This window comes from Paraflavisolibacter caeni (assembly GCF_025628885.1).
GTDB classification, from domain to species: Bacteria; Bacteroidota; Bacteroidia; order Chitinophagales; family Chitinophagaceae; genus Flavisolibacter; species Flavisolibacter caeni.
In genome coordinates this window covers 154,532-180,014 of the sequence record NZ_JAOTIF010000005.1, presented here as the reverse complement: position 1 = coordinate 180,014, position 25,483 = coordinate 154,532, and the positions used below count along the sequence as shown (strand labels likewise).

At 42.6% G+C, this 25,483-nt stretch carries 22 protein-coding genes; 14 read left to right on the top strand and 8 right to left on the bottom strand.

Features of this window, described 5'->3' with window-relative positions; genetic code table 11:
• Positions 1-33 precede the first annotated feature (33 nt).
• From glsA to OCK74_RS09695, 6 genes are all read right to left on the bottom strand, one after another.
• Complete coding sequence (glsA, locus tag OCK74_RS09720) at positions 34-1,113, bottom strand: glutaminase A (RefSeq protein WP_279296833.1); 1,080 nt, start codon at positions 1,111-1,113, stop codon at positions 34-36.
• A 63-nt stretch (positions 1,114-1,176) separates the two neighbouring features.
• Positions 1,177-2,502: a DcaP family trimeric outer membrane transporter gene (locus OCK74_RS09715; RefSeq protein WP_279296832.1), complete on the bottom strand. Its 1,326-nt coding sequence runs from the start codon at positions 2,500-2,502 to the stop codon at positions 1,177-1,179.
• A gap of 364 nt (positions 2,503-2,866) precedes the next feature.
• Positions 2,867-4,156: an OprO/OprP family phosphate-selective porin gene (locus OCK74_RS09710; RefSeq protein ID WP_279296831.1), complete on the bottom strand. Its 1,290-nt coding sequence runs from the start codon at positions 4,154-4,156 to the stop codon at positions 2,867-2,869.
• 16 nt (positions 4,157-4,172) lie between these two features.
• Positions 4,173-4,346 (bottom strand): hypothetical protein, encoded by a 174-nt coding sequence (locus tag OCK74_RS09705; RefSeq protein WP_341483183.1) that lies wholly within the window; start codon positions 4,344-4,346, stop codon positions 4,173-4,175.
• A 68-nt stretch (positions 4,347-4,414) separates the two neighbouring features.
• Complete coding sequence (locus tag OCK74_RS09700) at positions 4,415-5,551, bottom strand: type II asparaginase (RefSeq protein WP_279296829.1); 1,137 nt, start codon at positions 5,549-5,551, stop codon at positions 4,415-4,417.
• 21 nt (positions 5,552-5,572) lie between these two features.
• Positions 5,573-7,066, bottom strand: coding sequence for an aspartate ammonia-lyase (locus tag OCK74_RS09695; RefSeq protein ID WP_279296828.1), 1,494 nt, complete (start codon positions 7,064-7,066; stop codon positions 5,573-5,575).
• 546 nt (positions 7,067-7,612) lie between these two features.
• On the opposite strand from OCK74_RS09695, the gene OCK74_RS09690 reads away from it, so the two are divergent.
• On the top strand, positions 7,613-9,700 hold the full coding sequence (locus tag OCK74_RS09690) for a sensor histidine kinase (protein WP_279296827.1): 2,088 nt from the start codon (positions 7,613-7,615) through the stop codon (positions 9,698-9,700).
• On the opposite strand, the gene OCK74_RS09685 is transcribed toward OCK74_RS09690, so the two are convergent.
• Both OCK74_RS09685 and OCK74_RS09680 read right to left on the bottom strand, forming a co-directional pair.
• Positions 9,701-10,192 carry a hypothetical protein gene (locus OCK74_RS09685; RefSeq protein WP_279296826.1) on the bottom strand — a complete coding sequence of 164 codons (492 nt, stop codon included), beginning with the start codon at positions 10,190-10,192 and terminating at the stop codon, positions 9,701-9,703.
• 201 nt (positions 10,193-10,393) lie between these two features.
• Entirely contained in the window at positions 10,394-10,861 is a 468-nt protein-coding gene (locus OCK74_RS09680; RefSeq protein WP_279296825.1) for a tellurite resistance TerB family protein, read from the bottom strand.
• 118 nt (positions 10,862-10,979) lie between these two features.
• On the opposite strand from OCK74_RS09680, the gene OCK74_RS09675 reads away from it, so the two are divergent.
• From OCK74_RS09675 to OCK74_RS09615, 13 genes are all read left to right on the top strand, one after another.
• Positions 10,980-12,317 carry an APC family permease gene (locus OCK74_RS09675; RefSeq protein WP_279296824.1) on the top strand — a complete coding sequence of 446 codons (1,338 nt, stop codon included), beginning with the start codon at positions 10,980-10,982 and terminating at the stop codon, positions 12,315-12,317.
• 236 nt (positions 12,318-12,553) lie between these two features.
• Positions 12,554-13,246 (top strand): TonB-dependent receptor plug domain-containing protein, encoded by a 693-nt coding sequence (locus OCK74_RS09670; protein WP_279296823.1) that lies wholly within the window; start codon positions 12,554-12,556, stop codon positions 13,244-13,246.
• Complete coding sequence (locus OCK74_RS09665; RefSeq protein ID WP_279296822.1) at positions 13,243-14,727, top strand: TonB-dependent receptor; 1,485 nt, start codon at positions 13,243-13,245, stop codon at positions 14,725-14,727. The genes OCK74_RS09670 and OCK74_RS09665 overlap by 4 nt, the downstream gene beginning before the upstream one ends.
• 125 nt (positions 14,728-14,852) lie before the next feature.
• On the top strand, positions 14,853-16,100 hold the full coding sequence (locus tag OCK74_RS09660) for an efflux RND transporter periplasmic adaptor subunit (protein ID WP_279296821.1): 1,248 nt from the start codon (positions 14,853-14,855) through the stop codon (positions 16,098-16,100).
• A 4-nt stretch (positions 16,101-16,104) separates the two neighbouring features.
• On the top strand, positions 16,105-17,559 hold the full coding sequence (locus OCK74_RS09655) for a TolC family protein (protein ID WP_279296820.1): 1,455 nt from the start codon (positions 16,105-16,107) through the stop codon (positions 17,557-17,559).
• Positions 17,560-17,585: 26 nt separating this feature from the next.
• Positions 17,586-18,278, top strand: coding sequence for an ABC transporter ATP-binding protein (locus tag OCK74_RS09650; RefSeq protein ID WP_279296819.1), 693 nt, complete (start codon positions 17,586-17,588; stop codon positions 18,276-18,278).
• Positions 18,271-19,512 (top strand): ABC transporter permease, encoded by a 1,242-nt coding sequence (locus OCK74_RS09645; RefSeq protein ID WP_279296818.1) that lies wholly within the window; start codon positions 18,271-18,273, stop codon positions 19,510-19,512. Before OCK74_RS09650 ends, OCK74_RS09645 begins: the two co-directional genes overlap by 8 nt.
• 51 nt (positions 19,513-19,563) lie before the next feature.
• Positions 19,564-20,739: an ABC transporter permease gene (locus tag OCK74_RS09640; RefSeq protein WP_279296817.1), complete on the top strand. Its 1,176-nt coding sequence runs from the start codon at positions 19,564-19,566 to the stop codon at positions 20,737-20,739.
• Between the two features lie 20 nt (positions 20,740-20,759).
• A complete protein-coding gene (locus OCK74_RS09635; RefSeq protein ID WP_279296816.1) occupies positions 20,760-22,133 on the top strand; it encodes a sigma-54-dependent transcriptional regulator in 1,374 nt (457 codons plus the stop codon).
• Positions 22,117-23,415, top strand: coding sequence for a sensor histidine kinase (locus OCK74_RS09630; protein WP_279296815.1), 1,299 nt, complete (start codon positions 22,117-22,119; stop codon positions 23,413-23,415). Before OCK74_RS09635 ends, OCK74_RS09630 begins: the two co-directional genes overlap by 17 nt.
• A gap of 214 nt (positions 23,416-23,629) precedes the next feature.
• Positions 23,630-24,178: a YceI family protein gene (locus OCK74_RS09625; RefSeq protein ID WP_279296814.1), complete on the top strand. Its 549-nt coding sequence runs from the start codon at positions 23,630-23,632 to the stop codon at positions 24,176-24,178.
• Positions 24,179-24,188: 10 nt separating this feature from the next.
• The gene (locus OCK74_RS09620) at positions 24,189-25,127 is read left to right on the top strand and encodes a ring-cleaving dioxygenase (RefSeq protein ID WP_279296813.1); all 939 of its coding nucleotides are present in this window, start codon (positions 24,189-24,191) and stop codon (positions 25,125-25,127) included.
• 20 nt (positions 25,128-25,147) lie between these two features.
• The gene (locus OCK74_RS09615) at positions 25,148-25,456 is read left to right on the top strand and encodes a GNAT family N-acetyltransferase (protein ID WP_279296812.1); all 309 of its coding nucleotides are present in this window, start codon (positions 25,148-25,150) and stop codon (positions 25,454-25,456) included.
• The last annotated feature ends 27 nt before the right edge of the window (positions 25,457-25,483 follow it).

Below are 25,483 nucleotides of genomic sequence, written 5' to 3'. Positions count from 1 at the left end.
TTCCTTTCTGTTTTAATTGGTGTAAGCTTCCTATTATAATTTAGGCTGAATCAAATAGGGATCTGCCTTCAATTTTTCTACTACATAAGCGATGGCTTTTTGTGCTTTTACACTGTTACCTGCTGCATCCAATGGTGGAGATACAACTGCTATTCCAAACTTGCCGGGACAAACAGCTAACAAACCTCCTCCCACACCGCTTTTAGCGGGCAGGCCGGAAGTGTATAGCCATTGCCCGGAATCATCATACAAGCCTGCTGTAGCCATAACCGGTAGGGTGTACATTACTGTTTCTGGGCTAACCACTTTCTTTTTTGTAATCGGGTTCACACCTCCGTTGGCCAATGTGGCTGCCATCGTTGCCAGGTCTTTTGCATTCACGTTGATGGCGCACTGTTTTGTGTAGATATCGGTTGCCTGTACAGGGTCAAAATACATACGGTTGTATGCCTTCAGTAAGTGCGCAATGGCTTGGTTACGCAAATTGTCACCGGCTTCGCTGATATATACGGGTTCGTTTACAGTAAGCGGCCGGCCGGCAAAATCACTATGAATATCAAGAATACTTTTCCATTTGGCTGCAGAATCGCTGCCGTTAATAAGGCTGCTGGCAGCGATAGCTCCCGGGTTTACCAAAGGATTGATTTCTTTTCCCTTTTGTAATTCAACAGCTACAATAGAATTGAAACGCATACCGGTTGCATCTACGCCTATCTTGTCCCGTACAGCCTGTGGGCCTTGCTCTTCAATGACTTTGGCCATAGTAAATACTTTCGATACGCTTTGGATAGAAACCATGGAGGTGATATCGCCTTGAGTATAAACCTGTCCATCCGTAGTGACGAGGGCAATGCCAAAAATGTTGGGGTCTACGTTCGCCAGCTCTTTAATATAGTCGGCGTTTTTACCTTCTTGTAAATCCTTGAATTTGTTATAAGCTTCAGTTAACGCCGCTTCAATCATTCCTTTGTCGGCACTCATAACACCTTCTGTTTTCTTGCCTTGTGTTTTTTTCTTTTCCTGGGCTTGAATATCTAAAAAGAAACCGGAAAAGAACAGTATAAATGAAACAAATGCAAGTGCAAGGCGATGACTTAAAGAAAGGTATTTCATAATATTTCTTTTGAATTGAATGATCCTTGTGAATAAGTGATTTACCTGTAAGTGACTTTGTGTTTATGGAGCAGTTTTAGTATCTCGGTAGAACTTTTGCGAGAAATTATATTTAAAGGAAATCTGTGATTTATACCCTTCAACCTCCCAACCATCACTGTGATTTTTACGTTTACCGTACTGGAATTCCGCACCGACCATTACATTATCGACCGGGTAATAAACAAGGTTAACCAAACCATAATCTCCTCTTTTAAAAGCATTGGCAGATTGCCCATTTGAATTATCGATATCTACCCATGAATAGCCAATTGTACTGCTGAATTTTTTGTTCCAGTAATGGTCGTAAAAGGCAACTGCACCGAAAACGGGGAGCGCCACACCTTCAACTACATTTCCGTCTTTTCTCTCAATAGCCACATCCGCTGGAGCATCGTTCATGTAATTCTGTATACCTTCTCCGTATACCACTGACAGGTGCAGCAAATCTTTCTCTAAGAATTTAAGTCCTGAACTCAGGTTTAAGCCCCATCCCAACTTTGTATCGCTAAGGTCTGGAGCAACGTTATCAATATCTTCCCATTTCAGACGCCTTAATATTCCCGCTAATTCTACATAACCCCAGTTTCTGCCATGCCGGTATTCAGCAGAAAAGTCCGGAAGGTCTAACTTTGGCCTTACACCTTGTAGCTCTATACGACCAGCATAAACTCCCTGGTCAGAACTGGCGCCAGGACGCTCAAGGGCAAAGGTTAGACGGGAATCACCTTGTATGGGCATATATCGTATTTGCACATTGCGGAAAAACGCCATCCCAGTTGGGCCCCAGTATTCAAGCGAATTGGGAAATACGTCAATGTCCATAAATGGACTCCAGTATTGACCCGCACCAACCTTCCCCAGTTCCCCGTATGCATGGCGAAGACGGATAGTGGTTTGCCCGGCATCAACACCAGTTCCAAACATTTCAAATTCGAATATGGTTTTAAGTTCTCCTAGTGCAGTTGGTAAATAACCTTTTACCCCAAAACGGGTTTGCCTTACACTAAAATAAGTAAACCCGTCAGCCCCGAACTGGTTTTTAGATGCTGGTAATTTGGTCACACGCATCACATCAAACCAGTCTGGATCAATTTGTCTGTAATTATGGCCGGCATCCATCATGGCAAAGCCATATAGCTCCATGCTAACCTGCTTCTGGTTGTCGCTTTCTTGTGCATTTGCATTGCTGGCAAGTGCACAAACCAATAAAGTAATAAGACCTCTTTTTAAATTTTTAAACATTGAGATAAGTTTGTGAGCAGCATTTTCAAGATAAGGAGCAGTTGTGTATGCAGCCGGTGTATTCCATTTTGGATAGAATACAATATCGGTGAAGTTTGAATCCATACATATTTGTTTTTGAGGTTGCGATTTTATAAAGCCTGGTTGAGGTAAACTTTTAATAAATCATTCGATCTGTTTACCACAATAAAATAAGTAGGGGTGTAAGAAAATGATATCAGCAGGGTCGCAGTTCTAGTTATAGCCAAGCCATGAGTGAATCCGATACAATCAAAGTGCAAGTTTTATCTTTCTCTCTGCGATACAAAAAAAATAGGTCCTTCAATTGCCAAAAATTATAAATTTTGGCAGCATTCGTTTATACTTGCCAAAGGATGTAACAAGAGATATAAAGCCATTCTTTTGACGTTAATGACTGATTTTATGGTTTGAAGAATGTCAAATAACCCTTCAGGAAGATGTAATTAATTTACATAGCAGTTAATTGGAATCTGCTTTCGAAGAAATGAACGGCTCCCTTTTTTTGAAATCGGTCAAGCACACCATAGCCATAAATCAATTCCAATCGGATAGCCTTCGAAAGATACCAGTTGACCATTGGCGTAATACGCCAAAATTGACCTCCCTGGATAGACCCGTCATTTAAGTTGAAGGTAGAAGCATGTAGAACGCCTTCTATTTCGCCCAGGCCTCCTTTAAAAACAGATTTTTTCACAGGTACAAATCCATATATGCTCCCTACAGTGTTATAAGGTCGCTTAGCGCCTGTAAAGAAATAGCTGGCTATGAAATCTCCGCCATAAAATTTATGGTCTTCAAATTTTTCTGAATAGAAATTATGAACCATAACTTCTGAACCTAATGTCAGGCTGTTGTTACTATAAAAGATTTCAGCTCCTATACTACTGGAATGATCAGTCTGAAATTCTCCTGTGTTAATAAGATGGGGAGTTGGATTGGATTCAGGCCGCGATTTAACTGTAAATTTCCCATTCAGGGGCTTGCCATATCTAAGATTGGTCGCTATATGGATCAGTTTATTGTCTGCTTTATCATATACCGGCATCCACCCAACCCGCGCCACAAATTGCCATTCATAGGTGGCGAATCCCTGGCCTTTAGAGGTCAAATCACTAAAAGCTCCAAGGTTCCAGAATATTCTCGATTTTGGCAGGTAACCAAACCATTTAATTCCATCTGCCAAAATAGGAATGGGATCCAATGCCATTTGCCTTTCATTGGTCACTCCGGAATGACCATTCATGACCTTGATCATAGAATATCCTTCTTTTGTCCGACCGATAAAAATATGTCCTGCTAACTCAGGTACACCAATAGTAAGTCCGGTTTCACGGGCCATCCAAATTTTCTTGTCGCCATCCCACATATAAGCAAATTTCCAGGAGATCGGTCTTTTGGTTTTAAGCACCCCGCTACCAAGTATCCGGAAATCTCTTAGTTTGAAGGTTGGGCTTAAGGATAGTTTTAATGAGTCCATTTGCTCTTTGAATACCTCACTTTGAGCATATGTAGTGAAATCATGAATATAGCCAAGTCCAATTCTAAAGGAGGAATGAGCGCCTTCAAATTCGTTTATTGGCAGGCTTTTCAACCTGATTGAATCCCATTCACGAATAGTGAGAAATAATCCTGTTGTGCCATCAGGGGTTTGTTTTAGTGTGTCTTGACTGTATAATCTGCAAGGTGATAAATGGCTGAGTAACACAAAAAAAGCTATAAAAAATAAACTAGGTTTCATTAGAATTTAATACTTATCAATTTCGTGGCCCGATCAGAATGCCACCTGTCCTGAAATCCTTTTGCGTCAAAAATCCGGTGCTGTATATGATAGCATTGGGTGGTGTGGATACTGGAAGGAACAATGCCGTAGAAGCTGGGAGGCCTGCAACAATTACTGCCTGTTGTTCAAGACCAGTAAAAATGGCCATACCCAGTGGGATCAATATCGTACGCGCAGCCGGGTGCTAGAATGTATAGTTAATACTTCCGGGGGCTATTAATATTCCATAAACAGTTTTTGAATTTCTTCTGGCTTACGTTGCTTCAGAAGGGCAACAGACAGCAGTATTCTCGATTTTTGTGGGTTCAACTCATAAGAAGCTATGGTGCCTATTTTGTTATCATCCACCTCCACATTACGGCCTATATCACCGGTAGCTACTCTTGAACTCCTGACTACGACCACGCCTTTTTGGACGGCACGTTGGCAGGCGTCAAGGGCGGCCTTGGTCATGTTTCCATTACCAACCCCGGCAATAACAATTCCCTTTGCTCCACGTTGAACAGATGCATCAATAAGATCAGCTGGCATGTCGACACATGCATATACGATATCAACACGAGGTAGAGTTTTTACGCCCTCAACGGAAAACTCACTATTAGCACCATATATTTTATGGGGAATGCGATAAAACTCATTATGGCCATATGCTGACGAGCCTATGATGCCCCGGAGCGGTGACATAAAAGTTTGAACAGCCGTTGTGCTCACCTTGACTAGGCTTTGTGCTGAGTGGATCTGGTCATTCATCACCAGCATAACACCATGGCCTTTTGCCTCCGGATCTGCGGCTACGGCAATAGCATCATACAGGTTTAAAGGACCATCGGCGCTCAAAGCAGTGCTCGGCCTCATGGAGCCTACCAGTACAACAGGCTTATCAGTTTTTACCACTAAGTTCAGGAAGTATGCGGTTTCTTCCATAGTATCAGTGCCATGCGTGATCACAATACCGTCCGCTGCATTTGATTTGGTAAGTTCGTTGATGCGGTTGGCCAGTTTTAACATGATATCGAAGCTCATGTCCTGTGAGCCAACATTGGAGATTTGTTCACCCTTGATGTTAGCCAGCTTTTTGGCATCGGGTACTGCTGCAATCATGGCATCAATGGTTACCTGCCCTGATGTGTATCCAGCTTGGGTGGAACTGGCGGCAGAACCAGCAATTGTACCCCCCGTAGCGAGTATAACAATATTAGGTAGGTATTTATCACCTGGTGCTACTGTTTTTTCAATGGGAGGTGCTACTCGTGTTGCATCAGGTAGTTCTCTGTATTGTGTCTGCGCCATAATGTTGGTGAACAGCAATACACTGGTGCAGAAAGTGCTCAAAGAAATACTGAACTTTTTCATTTTATTTCAGTTTAAGGTAGATCAATATGGTTTAGCTTTTGCCGGGCCTGTTGGACCTGTTGGAGCTGTCATTTTTACTGGATCCATCAGTTCTTTGATTTGCTGCTCAGTCAGCAGTTTTTTCTCCCGGATCAATTCCAGGATGCCTTTATCTTTTTCCAGAGCCTCTTTAGCCAGTTCAGTTGTTTTATCATAGCCTAATATTGGGTTCAATGCTGTAACAATGCCTACACTGCGTTCCATGTAATGCTTCAACACCTGCTCATTGGCAGTAATCCCATCTATACATTGTTTTCGGAACAATGGCATACTTTTAAAAAACAACCCCTGCGATTCCATAATGGCAACGGCAACTACTGGCTCATAGGCATTCAGTTGAAGGAGCCCGTCTTGTGAGGCAATCGTAACCGTGGCATCGTTACCAATGGCCTTATAGCAAATTTCATTCATCAACTCTGGCATCACTGGATTCACCTTTCCGGGCATGATGGAAGAACCAGGCTGAAGTGCAGGGAGGTTGATTTCGAAAATACCTGTACGTGGTCCGGTAGCAAGGAATATTAGGTCACTCGAGATTTTAGACAGGGTTACTGCAAGGTTTTTTAGGGCTGAAGAATACATGACAAAGCCTTGCATACTGGAGGTGGCGGCTACCAGGTCTTTGCTGAGCATCATCGGCTTACCGGTGATTTTGGCCAGGTGTGCAGCACATTTCTCAGCATAGCCAGGAGAAGCCGTAATACCAGTACCAATGGCTGTGGCCCCCATGTTCTCTTCATACAAGTATGCCTCCGATTTCACTAGCCCTTCGATGGCTGCATCTAGTTGATATCCAAACGCATGGAATTCCTGTCCCAGGGTCATGGGCACAGCATCCTGGCCTTCGGTACGTCCCATTTTAAGAAGCTTGCTGAACTCTTCGCCTTTTTTATGGAAGGAAGCCGACAGCGCCTTTGCTTCTTTTACCACCTTGTCATTATGGAGCAGTAAGGCTACGTGGATAGTGGTAGGATACACATCATTGGTCGATTGCCCCATATTCAGGTCGTCATGTGGTTCAATAACGTGATATTCACCTTTTTTATGACCGCTCATTTCCAGGGCAATGTTGGCCAGTACTTCATTCGCATTCATATTAGCTGAGGTTCCCGCACCACCTTGGTATAAGTCAACAAGAAAATGTTCATGGTACTTACCATCAATAACAGCTTGGCAGGCTTTTTCAATAGCTGCAAGTTTCTCTTTACTCATCCTGCCAACATCCGTATTAGCACGCGCTGCTGCCAGTTTCACCATAGCATAAGCCCTTACATAATCTGGATAAAATTTGGTGGTTACCCCGCTTACCTGGAAGTTTTCGAGCGCCCGTGCTGTTTGCACACCATAGTAAGCATCGATGGGAATCTGTTTTTCACCTAATAGATCTTTTTCCGTCCGGGTCTGTGCATGAAGGAAATTCCCAAATAGCAGGGCTATTGCTATATTGAGCGCGGTAGTTTTTAGCTTTAAATTCATGATGCTGTTGTTTTAATCAATACCAGATGTAGTTTTCACTGCAGTTTTTCAGAGCCTTAATGGGAAGTTGGAACTAGATTATATTTTCAAGAGGTACAGGAATGAAAAAGCGCTTGATTCAGGCATTAATGACAGCGGCAGTTAATGAAATGAAGAGTAAAATAGTAAGTAGCATACTAAGATTGAAACAATACTGCCTGTTACTTTGTAAAATTAACCCCAATAAACTAACCTGAATAATAGATTATTATAGCCTTGCCAAAATTTATAATATTTGGCAAGCTTGTGTGGTGCTGCAAAAAATTGCAATAATTAGCGTCTTGTTGTCCGGCTCTGGGACTAGTTATTTTCAAATAAGTCATATGGTTATTTATTTCAATTCTTTATTCATGACGAATGATGATTTCGGGTATCTACCTCGTTTGTAGTAAGTGTAAATACTTGTTTTTATGCTAATTTCTTCAAAACCGTATCCTTCAACGTTCTTGCTGGCCTATATTTATATTTTGAATCCTCATGTAATTTCTTGGGATTAATATGGCCGGTTTGCTGAGAATCCACTATCCTTCAATTGCGCATCTGAAAAAGATGTATGATCTGTCACCCGATGTGTTATGCGTTTTGGACCAGGGCGGCAGGTTTGTGGAAGTAAGCAGGGCTTCTTTAAAGTTGTGGGGCTATCATCCTGAAGAACTCATTGGTAAATGCTACACAGAATTCCTGGTTGAGGATGATTATCAAAAGACCAAACAAACTGCCCGGAAAATTATGCAGGGAGCTTTTGAAACAAACTTTGAGAACCGCTACTATCACAAAAATGGATGCATAGTGCCGGTTTCATGGTCAGCTCAGTGGGATCCGCAGGAACAATTGGTATTTTGTATTGGCAGGTACATTCGCCCCAATCTCGAAATGAATGAAATGCTTGAACTCATCACTGATGGGTTCCTGGCTTTGGATAGAAACTGGCATATTACACACATAACACCCCGGGTGGAAAAAATAGTTTCCGTCAAACGAGAACACTACCTGAACAAAAATTACTGGGAGTGCTTTCCTGAGTTGATCGGTTCAGTGTACGAAGAGCAATTCAAAAAGGCCGTTCAGACAAGGATGCCAGTTCATTTCAATGGCTACTTTCCACCTTTCCAGGTTTGGCTTGAAGTAGATGCATATCCTTCCCATACTGGTCTATCTGTTTTCTTTCGTGATATATCTGCACGGAAAAAAGAAGAGGAAGAATTGCGCAAACTTTCTCTTGTGGCAGAACATACCGACAACATCGTGGCTATTTCTTCTCCTGAACGTAAGATTATATGGGTGAATGATGCATTTACCCGCAAAACGGGATATAGTTTCGATGAAGCGGTGGGACAATATATCGGAAATGTTTTCGATGGCCCTGAAACTGATCCGGCATTAATACAATATGTCCAGGAAAAGGTGGCCAATCGTGAGTCATTCCAAATTGAAGTGATCAACTATAAAAAGAATGGAGAAACCTACTGGGCAGACGTTTCTTGCCATCCTGTTTTTGATGAAAATGGAGCTTTGAAACAATTCTTTTCGATTGCTACTGATATCACAAAGCGGAAAAGGGCGGAAGAGGAGATGAAACGGCTCGCTCTGATCATCAGGCAAACAGATAACCTGGTGATGTTGTGCGACAAGGATGCAAGAATAAAGTGGGTGAATGATGCCTTCATCCAGAAAACGGGTTTTTCATTGCAGGAAGCTCTTGGTAAAAATCCTGCTGAACTGTTGAGTGGCCCCGAAACAGACGCCCGGTCAATTGAACACCTGCGGGAAATGAAAAGAAATGGCGAACCTTTTCATGTCGAACTGCTTTCTTATACAAAGAACAAAGAAAAATTCTGGGTGGAAAATACCGGGCAGGCAGTGGTAGATGCAAAAGGAGAACTGGAGATATTTTCTATCATGACGGATGTCACTGAAAGAAAACTGCTCGAGGAAAAATTGGATCGAGAGCGTGAGATGCGCCAGCGCAAGATCGCCGCAGCAGTGATTGAGGCGCAGGAAAGAGAGCAGGCCCATGTAAGCAGGGAGCTGCACGACAACGTCAATCAGGTACTCACCACGGTAAAACTCTATGCCGAATTGTGCAGGGATGGGATTGGCGATACAAAAGGGATGCTCGATAAAACCAGCGATCTTCTTCAGGGATGTATTGACGCTATCCGCAGTTTATCCAAGCGCCTTTCTGCCCCTTCGCTAGGGAGTATAAAATTAAAAGAGTCAATCAAAGACCTTGTTGATACAGTTGCCGCCACCAACAAGATCAGAGTCTGTTTGGAAACAATAGGCATTGAAGGCCTGGAAGTAAATCAGGAAGTACACCTTGCACTCTACCGCATATTACAAGAGCAATTGACCAACATCCTCAGGCATGCCCAAGCGAATAATGTTCAAATTGTGATAGACCTTATAGAGGACGTACTCTGTTTACAGGTAATTGATGATGGAAGAGGATTCGACACTAAGCAAAAGCGCGAAGGGATCGGTCTCACCAACATGCGCTCCCGTGCCGAAAATTTAGGAGGCACACTCTCCCTTGCAAGCACTCCCGGCGCAGGTTGTCAACTAATGGTAAATATCCCCTTGGAATCGATATAACTACTTTTCTAGTTCCTTAAGCACATTGGTGACTTCATCGGGTCGCTGAGTACCTATAAGTAATTTGGCCCCATTTTTAAAAACAATCTGAATTCCGATATCCCCTGAAACTGTATAAGCTGTGCCTGAGCCTATTGTACTGTAGCGGATACCATAACTTCCATATTCGGATATTACGTCGTATTTTCTGATATGCAAATGCTGTACACTGTCCCATTTATATTTTGTCAAAGGCAGAAAAGGTGGATAGCGCACATAAATACCATCACTTCTGATCTGTGTGACGAGTTTTCTTTCCAAAAATATACTTGCTAATGCAAATAGAAGCAGGCCCGCGAAAAGGCCAATGGTGAGTTCATTGATCGAGCCCTTTTGCCAAAAAAAATTGATGATGGCACAAACAAAAAAAATTCCTGTAGTTACCCTAAAAAAATCACGGACACTTTTGGGAACAGGGCCTTGCACTTCTTCAAATAAAATGGTAGTGTCCATATTGCCAGATGCTGCAATTATTGCATTTCACTATGGAAGTTACACCAATCATCTAAAAGACTCTTTATTTTCTCTTGTTATTTCCACTTCATCTTGTATACTTCCGATCCCGCTAGCAAAAACACACCTTTTCCATTCAATAAAAAGAGCCGTATAGCTCTTAAGCGATCCCTTTGAACCAATACGGCTCTTGATACTGTCTTAATTGTAAACACTGTTCCACTTATTCTTAAGCAAGATAACATCCATAATTTTATCGGTAGTTGCTCTGTCTAACAAAAGCTTGATGCCAATAAAATTCAATATGTCTTCTTCCTTCTCGGTTAAATACCCCTTGCCTAATAAAGTTTCTGTAACCATGCAAAATAAGGTAGGTGCATGTTCTGGACTGACCAGTTTAGCTGCTTTCTTGATGATTTCTTTGGGTGCCAACTCATCCTGTATTTCCATCAATTCGGAGTAATAATCAAGGATTTCGTGCCCCCTGAAGAGCACTTTTGAGGTGATGAGCTTACTAAATGTCTCTTTGGCTTCCTGTGAGATTTCACCATGGATATTGGCTGCTGTAAAAACAATGGCAAACCAGGCCGCTTGTTCATTAGAAGGCGAATAACCGTAAGATCCTGTTAGTGTTGAATAAGTGGACATTTGATTGTAAAAATGTTTCATAGACAAGTTGTTTTTAGTTTATGAATAATTGAAAAATCAACTTTTACTAATACCACTTTATCATACCTTCAATTGCTAAACAAAGTTACAAAAAAGACGACGGTATTAAGAGTTTATTATGGTGCATTTGGAAAGACGCCTGGGCTTGAGACAGGCTACGGCTATCAACATGATTGATATGGTTGGCATAGGCCCATTTATCACCCTGCCTATGGTAATCAGCATGATCAATGGCCCCTTTTTCTTGTATGCATGGATAACCGGCGCCGCTTTGTCATTTATAGATGCTATGGTGTGGAGCGAACTGGGTGCCGCATTTCCAAGAGCTGGAGGCTCTTACAACTTTCTGAAAGAGGCATATGGGAAGGCCAGCGCAGGCAAGCTAATGAGCTTCTTGTTCATCTGGCAAACCATGATTCAGGCGCCTTTGGTCATCGCATCTGCTGCCATTGGTTTTGCTTCCTACTTCAATTTCCTCGTGCCGCTGACCCCGCTGACAACCAAACTGGTAAGTGGTAGTGTCGTGGCGTTGATCGTCATCTTGCTGTACCGTAAAATTGACAAGATCGGGAAAATAAGTGTGTTGTTATGGATAGGAGTGCTTTTGACCTTGCTTTGGATCATTGGAGCCGGTATGGCGCATGGCAATTTTCTGCAACCTGTAAGGCATATGAATGACGGATTAAATGTTGATTATGCTTTCATTGCACTTTTGGGAGCTGCCAACGTAAAAAGTATCTATAGTTATCTGGGCTATTATAACGTCTGCCACCTGGGAGGAGAAATTACCCATCCTGCAAAGAATATTCCTCGCAGTATGTTTCTTTCCATAGCAGGTATTGCAACCTTATACCTGCTCATGAATGTAAGTGTCGTCAGTGTGATTCCATGGCAACACGCAAAAGAAAGTCAATTTGTATTAAGTGCATTTATGGAAACATTGGCCGGCCATACGGCAGCACAAATATTGACTTGCCTGATTTTATGGGTGGCTTTTGCGTCTGTGTTTTCTGCTACACTTGGTTATAGTCGTATTCCCTATGCCGCAGCCGTAGATGGAGCTTTCTTTAAGATATTCGCACGGCTGCATCCAACCAAGCATTTCCCTTATATCTCTTTACTGTATTTAGGTGGAGTGGCATTCCTATTCAGCTTGTTATTCAAACTTGGTGATGTGATCAGCGCCATCCTTTCAATGCGTATCTTGGTTCAGTTTATCGGCCAGGCAGTTGGCTTGCTTTTGCTCAGCAAAAACAAGGTTAGAGCCAAATTCCCATATAAAATGCCACTATTCCCGGTCCCCGTTTATTTAGCAATCATGATGTGGGCAGGCATTTTCGTTTCAACTAGTAAGAAAATAATGATCACCGGGTTGGTAACACTTTCCATTGGAACACTGGTCTACTTCATTATGGCAAGGTTAAAAAGAGAATGGCCATTCGAACTAAAAAAGTGATATAAGTATTTCAGCCATTCACCTCTGATTAATGCATCATCCTGGCAGCAATACATTTAAAGAAGCTGATCTATGTAAATCTGTTGAGGAAAAATTTTCGTAGTTCTATTGACCTCCTCAACCTTTAAAAAATCTATATGCTGCATTTTAAAAGGGGTTTATATTTTTTATTGTTTTTATGCTCCCTTTTATTGACTGATCTTGCTTTTGCACAAACAAATAAAAAGGGTATATACTTGGTAAACACTTTATCAAAAATACCTGTTCAGGATGCTTTTGCGCAGACTGCTGATTTGAGCTTTACTGCTACTGCCGATGAAAATGGGTTGATAAGCTTCAGAAATCTATCCGATACCGTCACCAAGCTTTTTATATCATGCATTGGTTTTGAACCTAAGTTGATCAATGTAACATCTCTTTCATTTTCTAATCACTTACCTGTTATTGATCTGGTTCCAAAGGTATCCAGCCTGGAAGAAGTAAAGGTGAGGGCAACAGCCTCTAATGGCGTATTCAAAACAATTAGTGACCTGGATATCCACCTCCGCCCGATCAATAATTCGCAGGAGGTATTACGAATGGTTCCCGGCCTGTTTATTGGCCAGCATGCAGGAGGCGGAAAAGCCGAGCAGATCTTTTTAAGAGGCTTTGATGTAGACCACGGAACAGATATCAATTTAACAGTTGATGGCATGCCTGTAAACATGGTCAGCCATGCACACGGGCAGGGATATGCTGACCTCCATTTTGTAATTCCTGAACTCATAGATAAAGTGAACTTTAATAAAGGTCCTTACTTTGCTGACAAGGGAAATTTCACAACCGCCGGTTTTGTTGAGTTCAAAACAAAAGATTACCTGGAGAACAATTTTATCAAGGTAGAAGGGGGCAGTTCAGTACATTCCGGGGCATTACAGGTATTAATTTGATAAAGCCGAAAAGGGATAGAAGAAATCAAAGTTTGTATTTTGCTGGAGAAGGCTCTTTCACAAAAGGTTATTTTGACAGCCCTCAGGATTTTAGCCGCTTCAATGGTACGCTGAAATATCATGGCAGTATCAATAACACCAGTACTTTGTCTGCAACCCTAACTGCCTTTACCAGTAGGTGGAATGCTACCGGACAAATCCCTGACAGGGCAGTGGAAAGTGGAATGATCGGCTTTTATGGAGCTATCGATAATACAGAAGGAGGCAAAACATCCAGGCATAACGCCAATATAGAATTACAAAGCAACCTGGATAATGGTGCTGTTTGGCGTAATCAGCTTTATTATAGCAAGTACAGATTCGAACTTTATTCCAACTTTACATTCTTCAAAGAAGACCCGGTAAACGGTGACCAGGTCCGTCAAAAAGAAACTAGAGATATTGTTGGTTACAATGGTTCTTATCAAAAAGAATATTTCTTAGGAAACATCAGCACAGAAACCAATGCAGGTGTTCTGGTAAGGTATGATGCTGTCAATAACATAGAACTCACCCGTACAAAAAACAGGACCATCAATACCAATGAATTGATGATGGGTGATGTTAATGAATTAAATACAGCAGCCTATTGGGCTCAAAGATTTTCAATATCCAAAAGATTAGACATTACAGGCGCCCTGCGTGCCGATTATTTTACCAACTGCTACAACGATCATTTAGCGTCAGCTGTGCTTACCTCTCATTCCACAATCATTAGTCCGAAGCTAAATATCAACTATAGGGTGAACGATAATATACAATTATATCTATACAACGGCAAAGGCTTTCACCGCAATGATACGAGAGTGGCCGTACAACAGGATGGAAAGAATGTAGTGCCACCTGCCTATGGTACTGATTTGGGAGGTATATTCAAACTGGGAAAGAAATTGGTATTTCAATCAGCACTTTGGTATTTGTGGCTGGACCAGGAATTTGTATATGTAGGTGATGAAGGTGTAGTGGAAGCCGGAGGGCAAACAAGAAGGTTCGGTCTTGACATATCAGCCAGATATGAAGTGATAAAAAATCTGTTTGCAGACATGGATGTTAGCCTGGCTAACGCCAGGGCATTGAATATTCCTAAAGGAGAAAATTACTTGCCCTTGGCGCCACGCTTCACCAGTGTAGGAGGATTGATCTACAGGAAGGAAAACGGATGGAATGGCAGTCTGCGTTATCGCTTTATGGATGATAGACCAGCCAATGAAAATAATTCCGTTAATGCTAAGGGATACTTTGTCGTTGATGCTGCCATCAACTATACAAAGAAGAAATGGGAAGCAGGACTGGCCATTCAAAACCTGTTAAACACGAAATGGAAGGAAACTCAATTCAACACAGAGAGCAGGCTTCAAAATGAACCTGCATCGGTATCAGGGATACATTTTACTCCAGGCACACCCTTCTTTGCAAGAGCTAGCTTCACTTTATTATTCTAAATGAAAATTCGATCGTTTTGTCCGATATCGCACACTTTTTTAAACCTCAAATTTTATAATTGATTATTAATCAATGATTTAACTCTGGCATCCGTCTTGGAAAACCTTGAATCAAATTTGATTACATGGACAAGGTCATTGCCAAAGAAGTAATTGCCGAAAAGAGAAAGAAGACACTACTCTTTACATTCCTCGTTGTAGGTATTTTGATTACAGCCATTTGCTTACTTCGCTTTGCATTTTCTGCCTCCTTAAAAAAATCACAATTCACAACGGCCGTTGTGGAAGTGGGCGACATAGAAAACACGATTACTGCTTCCGGTGAAATGTCGCCCGAATTCGAACAAGTATTGACCAGTGTCATGAACGCTTCTATCCAGGATGTGTTATTGGACGCCGGTACCAATGTAACCAAAGGACAATCCATAATGTTGCTGGATAAAGCCGCAGCCCAGGCAGAATATGAAAAATTAAGATTGTCCCTCGAATCCAAACGCAACAGCGTACAAAAGCTCAAACTCGAACTGGAAAAAAGCTTTTACGATATCCGTTCCAACAATGACATCAAGCAATTAAAAATCAACAGCCTCCAAAGTACGCTGGAAGATGCCAAACGCTTATACAAAGCAGGTGGTGGTACCAAAGAAGACATTGAACAAGCCGAATTGAATTTAAAAGTGGCTCAGCTGGAAAAAAAACAATTGGAAAACGAAGTACGCAGCAAACAAAAAACAATGCAGGTGGAGATTAGAGAATTGGATCTGGTGGCCGCTGCGGAGGAACAGGATTTAAATGAATTGGGACGCAAGCTCCAACTGGCCAATGTAGTGGCTACAAGACCAGGCGTGATTACTTGGGTAAATAAAAACATCGGTGCCAGCATTCAGGAAGGTGAGCCGCTGGTTCGCATAGCCGACCTGGAAAGCTTTAAAGTAATCGGAAGCATCTCTGATAACTACATAAGCCAGTTACACAATGGCATGTCGGCGATTGTTGTCATCAATGAAAAACAATTTCGCGGAACAGTTTCCAACATCAATCCATCAGTACAAAACGGCATCATAACTTTCGATGTGCAACTGAATGAACGCAAAGACCCACTGTTCAGGCCCAAAATGAAGGTGGATGTGTACTTGGTAACCGACAGGCATACAAACGTGCTCAGGGTGGCAAATGGCCCTGCCTTCAAAGGATCTAGTGTGCAGGATGTATTTGTGCTGAAAAATGAAAAGGCTACACGCCGGACTGTCCACATTGGCATGACAAACTTTGACTATGTGGAACTGAAAGATAACGTGCAGGCTGGAGAAGTGATGATCACTTCCGACATGAGCGACTACAAAAACGTCAATGAGATCACCATCAACAAGTAAAAAAATGAAACCAACGATAACTGGATTACTTCTTTGCATCGCCCTGTCTTGCTTCGCGCAAAAACAGGATACGGTAACGCTATCCCTGAAAGAAGTTGTGGTTATGGCTAAAGAACGATCAATTGCATCCCGCCAGGCACAAACGGTGAAGGAAACAAAGTACTGGCAATACCGCACCTTCCGCTCTAATTACCAGCCGCAGCTTTCTTTACAGGGAATACTTCCCGGCTATACCAAATCATTCATACCAGTATTGCAGCCCAATGGCACCATCGACTTTCACCCGGTGCATAACAACAACGCCTCATTGAATCTGGCGTTTAGTCAAAGCATCGCTTCAACTGGTGGGACGGTCTTCGGTACCACGCAATTACAACGTTTTGATGATTTCGATAGGAAAACTACTTTGTACAATGGAACACCCTATGGCCTTGGTTATAGTCAGCCCTTATTCAAATACAACAGCTTAAAATGGGATCAGCGCATTGAACCCTTAAAGTATGATGAGAGCAAACAGGAATATATAGAATCAATGGAAGAAATAGCAATTGATGCCAGCGCTTATTTTTTCGATCAGTTATTGGCACAGGTAAACCTGCAGATTGCCGAAACCAATTATGCCAATACCAAAAACATCCTGCGCATTGCCAATGAAAAATTCGAAATTGGAAAAATATCACGAAATGAAGTGCTGCAATTGCAATTGGAAGAACTAAAAGCCCAAAAAGCTGAAGGTACTGCAAGGCGTGATATTGAAATAGCAAACCTGAATCTGAAAGCCTTTACCGGGTTGCAGGGAGATGTAAAAATTGAACTCGTGATCCCTGATGCCATAACAAACATCCGCATCGGGCAAGAGAAAGTTTTATCTGAGGCTTATGCCAACCGCTCTGATGCCATTGCTTTTTTCAGGCGTGAACTGGAAGCAAACCGTGATGTGGCCAAGGCAAAAGCTGACAACGGCATCAATGCTACACTAACTGCCAGGCTGGGTTTCTCAAAAAGTGCGACTACATTTTCAAAAATGTACCAGGCACCTAAAGACCAGCAAATGCTGCAGTTGGAATTTGATATTCCTATTCTGGACTGGGGCCGCTCGAAATCGCGTACCAAAACTGCGGAAGCAAATCGCAAGTTTATCGAATATGCAGTCGAACAGGACAAACAAAACTTTGTACAGGAAATTGTCACGGAAGTCACCTTGTTCGATATGATGAAAAACCAGTTGGTACTGACGCGCCGTGCAGACAGTATTGCCAGTGAAAAATACGAGATTGCAAAGGAACGTTATATGCTGGGCAATTTGAGCATCACAGACCTGAGCATAGCTTTCCAGGAAAAGGACCAGGCCAAGAGGGATTATGTTTTTGCGCTGCGCGACTATTGGAAAGCTTTTTACCGCCTGCGTTATTTATCCCTTTACGATTTTGAAAAAGAACAAAAGATTACTTACAAATAAAACAGATCACCCCAAAAATCAATAGTATGATACAATTAAAGCAAATTGAAAAATCTTACAGAACGGATACCATTGAAACTTTGGCACTCAACAGGATCAATTTAAGCGTATTCCAAGGTGAATTCCTGTCCATTATGGGACCTTCCGGTTGTGGCAAAAGTACTTTGCTCAACATAATGGGCTTACTGGATGCGCCGACAAAAGGAGAGGTGCTGATCGATGGTCGGCTAACAACGCATCTTTCTGATAAGCAATTGGCTCACTTCCGCAACCAGACAATAGGCTTTATATTTCAAAGCTTCCACCTCATTAATGACCTTAGGGTTTTAGACAACGTAGAGCTGCCTTTGCTGTACCGCAAAGTGTCTGCCAGCGAACGGGTGCAATTGGCAAAGGAAGCACTGACAAAAGTGGGGCTGAGCAACCGGATGAAACATTTCCCTTCCCAACTTTCTGGTGGGCAAAAACAGCGGGTGGCCATTGCCCGGGCCATAGTGGGCAGGCCTCAGATCATCCTGGCCGATGAACCTACCGGTAACCTGGACAGCGCCATGGGTAATGAAATTATGGATCTGTTGCTCCACTTGAATGCAACAGAAGGAACGACCATTGTTATGGTTACCCACGACGAAACCATGGCAAAAAAAACACACCGCCTTGTAAGGCTCTTTGATGGTGCACAGGTAAACGATCACACTTTAAAACAGGTATATGCTTAAGAACTATTTCAAAATAGCCATTGCTGTACTCAAGCGCCGTAAATTCTTTACGTTTATAAGCCTCTTTGGCATCAGTTTCACGTTGACAATACTTATTGTAGCTACTGCTTTTATTGATAATGCCACCAGTGATAACTATCCTGAGGTGAATAGGGACCGCTCCTTGTATATAACCTCTGTTCAGGAAAAAGGTTTGAAGAACCATAGTCAGATGAACAGCCCCGCCAGTTTTTATTATCTGGATCGCTATGTGAGTACTTTAAAGACTCCTGTCAAGGTTGCCATTTCTTCTTTTTATGCGGTTACAAATGCCTATATCAACAATAAAAGGCTGGCGATCAATTTGAAATATACCAACGATGAATTCTGGGATGTATTCCAATACAAGTTTATAGAGGGCAAACCATACACTTTGCAACAAATAAACAACGGAGAACATGTAGCTGTGATTTCTGAAGATACCAAAAGAGATTATTTCGGAGATCTGCCCACTGTTGTCGGTAAATACATCGAAGCTGATAACGTTCAATACAGGGTTGCTGGTGTAGTGAAGAGCGTTCCCGTGACAATGCCACTTTCTTATGCCGATTTATATGTGCCTTATACGGTATCCAAAACAGACTACAGGCAAAAGACCCTGATGGGAAACTATACGGCTGTAATGATGGCAGCCACGAAGGCTGATGTACCAAAAATGAAAGAGGAATATGCCGCCATAGTGGCTAAAATAAAGCCTGATGACAAGGAATATGATGAATTCATTAGCATAGCCGACACTTATGTAGCAAGTTTTATCAGGAATTCACCTTTAGGTAGTTCAGATGAGAGTGGCATTAGTAAACTGGTTATGGCAGCATCCATTTTTCTCTTGTTTTTTATGTTATTACCTACACTGAACCTGGTCAATATCAACATCAGCAGGATCATGGAAAGGTCTTCTGAAATAGGCGTACGTAAAGCATTTGGCGCTTCGAGTTCAACGCTGGTCGGCCAATTCATAGTTGAAAATCTGATCCTCACATTTTTAGGATGTATTATAGGCATCATCATTTCTTTTATCATTCTACAGTTAATGAACAATACCAATATGATTGCTAACATGCACCTGACCATCAATGGAACAGTATTGTTGTATAGTATGGCCGCATGTATAATATTCGGCCTCATATCTGGTGTCTACCCTGCATGGCGCATGTCCCGCCTTCAAGTCGTCACCGCATTAAAATCTCAATAATTGGCAATTGCCTATTCACCATTGACCATTCACAATTAACAAACTAATTATATGATCTCCCATCTATTCAAACTAATCTGGAATAAAAAGAAACAGAACTTCTTATTGATCACCGAAATGTTCGTTTCATTTTTGGTCATGTTTGCGGTATTTACAATGATTGTCCGCGCATACAACAATTACAGGCATCCTTTAGGATTTGAATATGACGATGTTTGGGTAGCTAGCTATATGACGCCCGAAAACATCCAAAGCGATGATTCTGCTGCACTTTTTCAGGATGTATTGAGGAAACAGTTACAATCTTTTCCCCAGGTAGTAGAGGCCGGTTTCTCTGGTCATAATTTTCCATTTGCAATGACTATGTCCAATTCAATGGTAAGTAGTGATCAGAACGAGGGTGTGATGACAAATTTTTACAATGCTGACGATAATTACCTCAAGGTCTTGAATGCTAAAATGCTCAGCGGCCGTTGGTTTTCAAAGGCTGATGACGTTTCAAAATCGCCTGTGGTGGTCATCAATCGTAAACTTCAGGAGGAATTGTTTGAAGGAAAAAATGCAATTGGGAAATATATCGAATACGGCGGTGATCGTTTAAAGGTGATTGGCGTCATGGAAAATATGAAGGACAAGGGGACTTATACGCCTGTAGAAAATGGATTATTCAAAAGGATTGACGCTGGTGCCGCAAAATGGACGAGCAACATACTTATAAAAGTGAAACCAGGTGCTGATGCTGTTTTTGAAGGTAAATTATTCAAAGCCCTTTCCAATACAATTGGAACCAGCGTTGAAATTGAACACATGGATAAAAAACTCACAAGGCAAAATAAACTCTCTTTGATCCCGATGATCATCATGCTGGTAGTGGGTGGCTTCCTGATTATCAACGTTGCCCTGGGTTTGTTCGGCGTACTGTGGTACAACATCAATAAACGCCGTAGCGAAATTGGTTTGCGTCGCGCAGTAGGTGCCTCAGGAAATTCCGTGTCAAAGCAACTCGTAGGTGAATCGCTCGTGCTGTCTACATTGGCATTGTTGATCGGCCTGTTCTTCGCCATTCAGTTCCCTCTACTGAAAGTTTTTGACCTGCCGGCTTCAGTTTACCTGGTGGCTATAGCTTTATCTGTCGCTTTCATTTATATTTTAGTATTCTTGTGTGCGCTTTATCCGGGCAGACAGGCTGCCGCCATATATCCGGCAGTAGCCCTGCACGAAGAGTAATACTTTAATTTTGCTTTTCCATGATCCTGATTATTGATGATGATATAGCTGTGCGTACCTCGCTTCATTTGCTGTTGGAAAATGAAGGATATGAAACCATCGAGGCTGATACACCGGAAAGCGCGATCAATAGGGTGCAGCAGCACGATTTATCCTTGATTATCCTGGACCTGAACTTTTCCATTGAAACTTCAGGTAAAGAAGGAATGGAGCTGTTGCAGCGCATCAAAAAAATAGCTCCATCCATTCCTGTGATCCTGATTACCGGCTGGGGGACCATTGACCTGGCCGTGCGTGGGATGAAATTGGGGGCAAGCGACTTTATCAACAAACCTTGGGAGAACAGTCACCTCTTGCAGTCTGTGGAAACCCTTCTCGATCTGAAGGAAAAGAAAAAAGAACAGCATAGCCGCAAGCAACTGGATAACCTGTATAATTTCCAGCACATAATTGGTGAAGATCCCAAAATGCTGGCCCTCCTGGAAGCCATTGGCCGTGTGGCGGATACGGATGCCTCTGTTTTGATCATGGGGGAAAGCGGTACGGGAAAAGAGTTGATTGCTGAAGCGATACACCAGAACAGTAAACGCCGGAACAAGCCATTCGTAAAAGTGAACCTTGGTGGCATTTCTACTTCTTTATTTGAAAGTGAAATGTTCGGCCACGTACGGGGTTCTTTTACCGACGCCCGTTTCGACCGCATCGGTCGTTTTGAAATGGCGAATAAAGGAACCATATTTTTAGACGAAATAGGGGACCTCGACGCTAGCAGTCAGGTAAAACTGCTTCGTGTTTTGCAGGACCGCACCTATGAAGTGTTGGGAAGTAGCCGTACCAAAACCGTGGATGTGCGCGTGGTTTGTGCTACCAATCGCAACCTGGAAGAAATGGTAGCTAGGGGCACTTTCCGTGAGGATCTGTTATACCGGATCAACCTGATCACAGTGAAGTTACCTGCTTTAAGAGAACGGCCAAAAGATATTCCGCACCTGGTAGATTTCTTTTTGAAAAATATGAAAGAGATCTACAACCGGCCAGCTCTTTCCGTAACAAAGGATGCCGCAAAATGGCTGCAGCAATTGCCGCTACCCGGAAACATCCGCCAACTGAAGAACCTGGTAGAACGTACCGTCTTGGTAAGCAGGGGAGATGAATTGGACGTGGACGATTTCCGCACGCAATACGACCAGATGCCGATGAAAAAGGAAACAATGCAATTGCCCGGAGTTGGGCTATTGACACTGGAAGAAGTGGAAGTGGAGATGATCAAACGGGCAATGGCCTATCACAAAAACAAGATCGCAAAGGCGGCAGTCGCCCTTGGCCTGACACGCAGTGCACTATACAGGCGACTCGAAAAATATAACCTTCCCTACGATGAAACTTCGGACTAAGTTCCTGCTGTTTATGGCCTTTCTGCACCTCGTTACCCTGGTGCTCTCTTTCATGATCTTTCGTGAAAATAAACTGCTGTTCATTGCTTCCGAAGCCCTGATCATCATTTCACTCTGGTTGTCATGGGGACTGTATAAAGAGTTGATTCAGCCACTGAAAACTCTAATGACAGGTGTAGAGGCAATACAGGACCGCGACTTCAATATAAAATTCCTACCCACAGGCAAATACGAAATGGATCAGCTGATTGGCGTATACAACAACATGATTGACCAACTACGCGAAGAACGGACCCGGCAGCAACAGCAGCATTTTTTTCTGGAAAAACTGATTGCCACGGCACCGACAGGGATCATCATACTGGATTATGACTACCGCATTGAGCAGGTGAATCCCAAAGCCGAAGAATTGTTGCATCTGGAAGAAAAGATGTTGAAAGGACGTGTAGTCGCTGAAATACAGCATCCGCTGCTGCAGCATTTTGCAAACCTGACTTCAGGCGAAGCAAGGACCATAAGCATCAATGGGATGAATACTTATAAACTGCAATTGTCTCACTTTGTAGACCGCGGGTTCCCTCGACATTTTATCACTATTGAAGAACTGACAGCCGAGATACTGGCCGCCGAAAAGAATGTGTATGGAAAAGTGATCAGGATGATGGCCCACGAAGTGACCAATACAGTAGGACCGGTGAATTCTATCCTGCAATCAGCCCTGAAAACAGATGTATTCGAAAATGAGCGCAATAGCACCCTTCAGAATGCCCTGCAGGTTGCGATCAATAGGAACAGCAACCTGAATCAGTTCATGCGCAACTTTGCCGATCTGGTAAAATTGCCCCAGCCGGTTCGCAATAAAGTTAATGTTCATCAACTGGTACACAATGTATGTGATTTAATGAGCATCAAGGCAGAAGAAAAAGAAGTCAGCTTCATTTTTGAATTGGATGAACAACCCTTTTTCATTGCAGCCGACGAGCAGCAATTAGAGCAGGCGCTGATCAACATAGTAAAAAATGCCTTGGAAGCGATGGAAACAAAAGGAAGCATTACTTTCCAAACGGATGCAGCCAGCTCTTTGTTAAGGATAGCGGATACTGGTAAAGGCATTACTGAATCCGAGGCTGAACACTTGTTTGCTCCTTTCTTCAGCACCAAAAAAGACGGCCAGGGTATAGGTCTAACCCTTGTCCGCGATATCCTCCGCAATCATGGCTTCGAGTTCTCATTAAAAACTATAGCCCCTCACCAGACAGTCTTCACCATCAAATTCGCTTAAGTACTTAAATCCTTGGTTGCTTTTCAAAAAAGTAATGCCCTGAACCTAACAATTACCCCTAACTGCATATACACCACTCCCCATTCACCATTGACCATTCACCATATCCCATTGACTTAGATCAACGTTTTTTCTTGCCTGAACTCAATGGATCAGCCCTCTCCGCCATAGTAGTTTTGTCCTACAAATTCAAAAACAAATAAAAATTACAACTATGGCAATTAATTGGAACATTGATCCCGCACACTCTGAAATTCAATTTAAAGTAAAGCACCTGATGATTACTACTGTAACAGGCTACTTTAAAAACTTTGACTTGAATGTTGAAACAGAAAATGAGGACTTCTCAACAATAAAAAAATTAAAGTTTACTGCTGAGGTAGATTCTATCGATACCAACAATGCCCAGAGGGATGCGCACCTGAAATCAGCCGATTTCTTTAATGCAGAAGAGCATAGTCAATTACGCTTCGTTGGTAATAAATATGTAGCAGATGGCGACGATGCAAAGCTCCATGGCGAATTGACAATCAAAGGCATAACTAGGCCGGTAACAGTTAATGTTGAGTATGGTGGTATCGTTGTTGACCCTTATGGACAGACCAAAGCCGGCTTTACAGTAAGTGGTAAGATCAGCCGCAAAGAATTTGGCTTAACTTGGAATGCTGTTACGGAAGCTGGTAGTGTAGTGGTAAGCGATGAGATCAAAATACATGCTGAAGTTCAATTGGTAAAACAGGCAGTAATAGTAGCTGCAGCTTAATCTTTCAATTATGGAAAATAGGATATTAGGTTTACATCATATTACAGCTATCGCAGGCAATGCGCAACGTAATTATGATTTCTATACAAAAGTCTTAGGTGTCAGGTTGGTAAAGAAAACCGTCAACTTCGACGATCCGGGTACCTACCACTTCTACTTTGGCGACGAGGTGGGTACACCTGGTTCAATTCTCACCTTCTTTCCTTGGGAGGGAATTCAAAAAGGTAGCATCGGCACGGGTATGGCTACTGAAATTGGCTACTCCGTGCCAAAAGGTAGCCTGGAATTTTGGGAAGACCGTTTCAAAGGACTCAAAGTGGCGCATCAGCCAGTCAATGAGCGATTTGGCGAACAGTTCCTCCAATTCGAAGATCCGGATGGCCTGCTGTTAAATCTGGTCGTTCCGGCAATAGACGACAACAGGAAACCTTGGACAACAGCCGGAGTGGCCGAAAACACGGCAACAAAAGGCTTTCATAGTATAGTGTTGACCGTTAGGGATGTGGCTCCTACAGCAAAGATCCTTACCGAAGTCTTTGGCTACAAACTCTTAAGCCAGGAAGGTAATCGCTCCCGTTTCATTACCGATGCCATTGACACCGCGAACATTGTCGACATGGTAGAAGAGCCTGAAGGGCAGCACGGCATCAACGCTGGCGGAACCAATCACCACGTAGCCTTCAGGGTAAAAGACGACAACATTCTGATGGAGTTTCGCGAAAAGGTGAGAAGTGCCGGTCTGAACATTACAGAAAAAATAGACCGCAACTACTTCTATTCTCTTTATTTTCGCGAGCCCGGTGGTGTGTTGTTTGAATTGGCTTCCGATAATCCGGGTTTTACAACAGATGAAACTGTAGGCGAATTAGGTACGCACCTCATGCTGCCTGCTCAATACGAAAGAAGCCGTAAAAAGATTGAAGAAGTACTTCCGGTACTCCACCCTTAACTATAGTATATAAAACTCAAATGATGAACGAAGTCAAGTTAAGTTTGAATAAATTGGGTAATGGCGCTTTCTTTATCATGGATGGGGCCGAGTTATTGGGAGAGATGGTGGTGAATATTACGGGCAGTGACCTGACCGTTTACCATACTGAAGTGTCTGCAAAAGCAGAAGGCAAAGGCTTTGCAAAAAAGCTTCTGGCAGCAATGGTAGATCATGCCCGTAATAACAATCTGAAAGTGATCGCACTTTGCCCTTACGTCTATGCTCAATTTATACGTCACCCCGATGAATATGCGGACATTTGGAAAAAAGTATCTTCGAATCAATAATAAGGTTTCCGCAAGTATTACTTTACC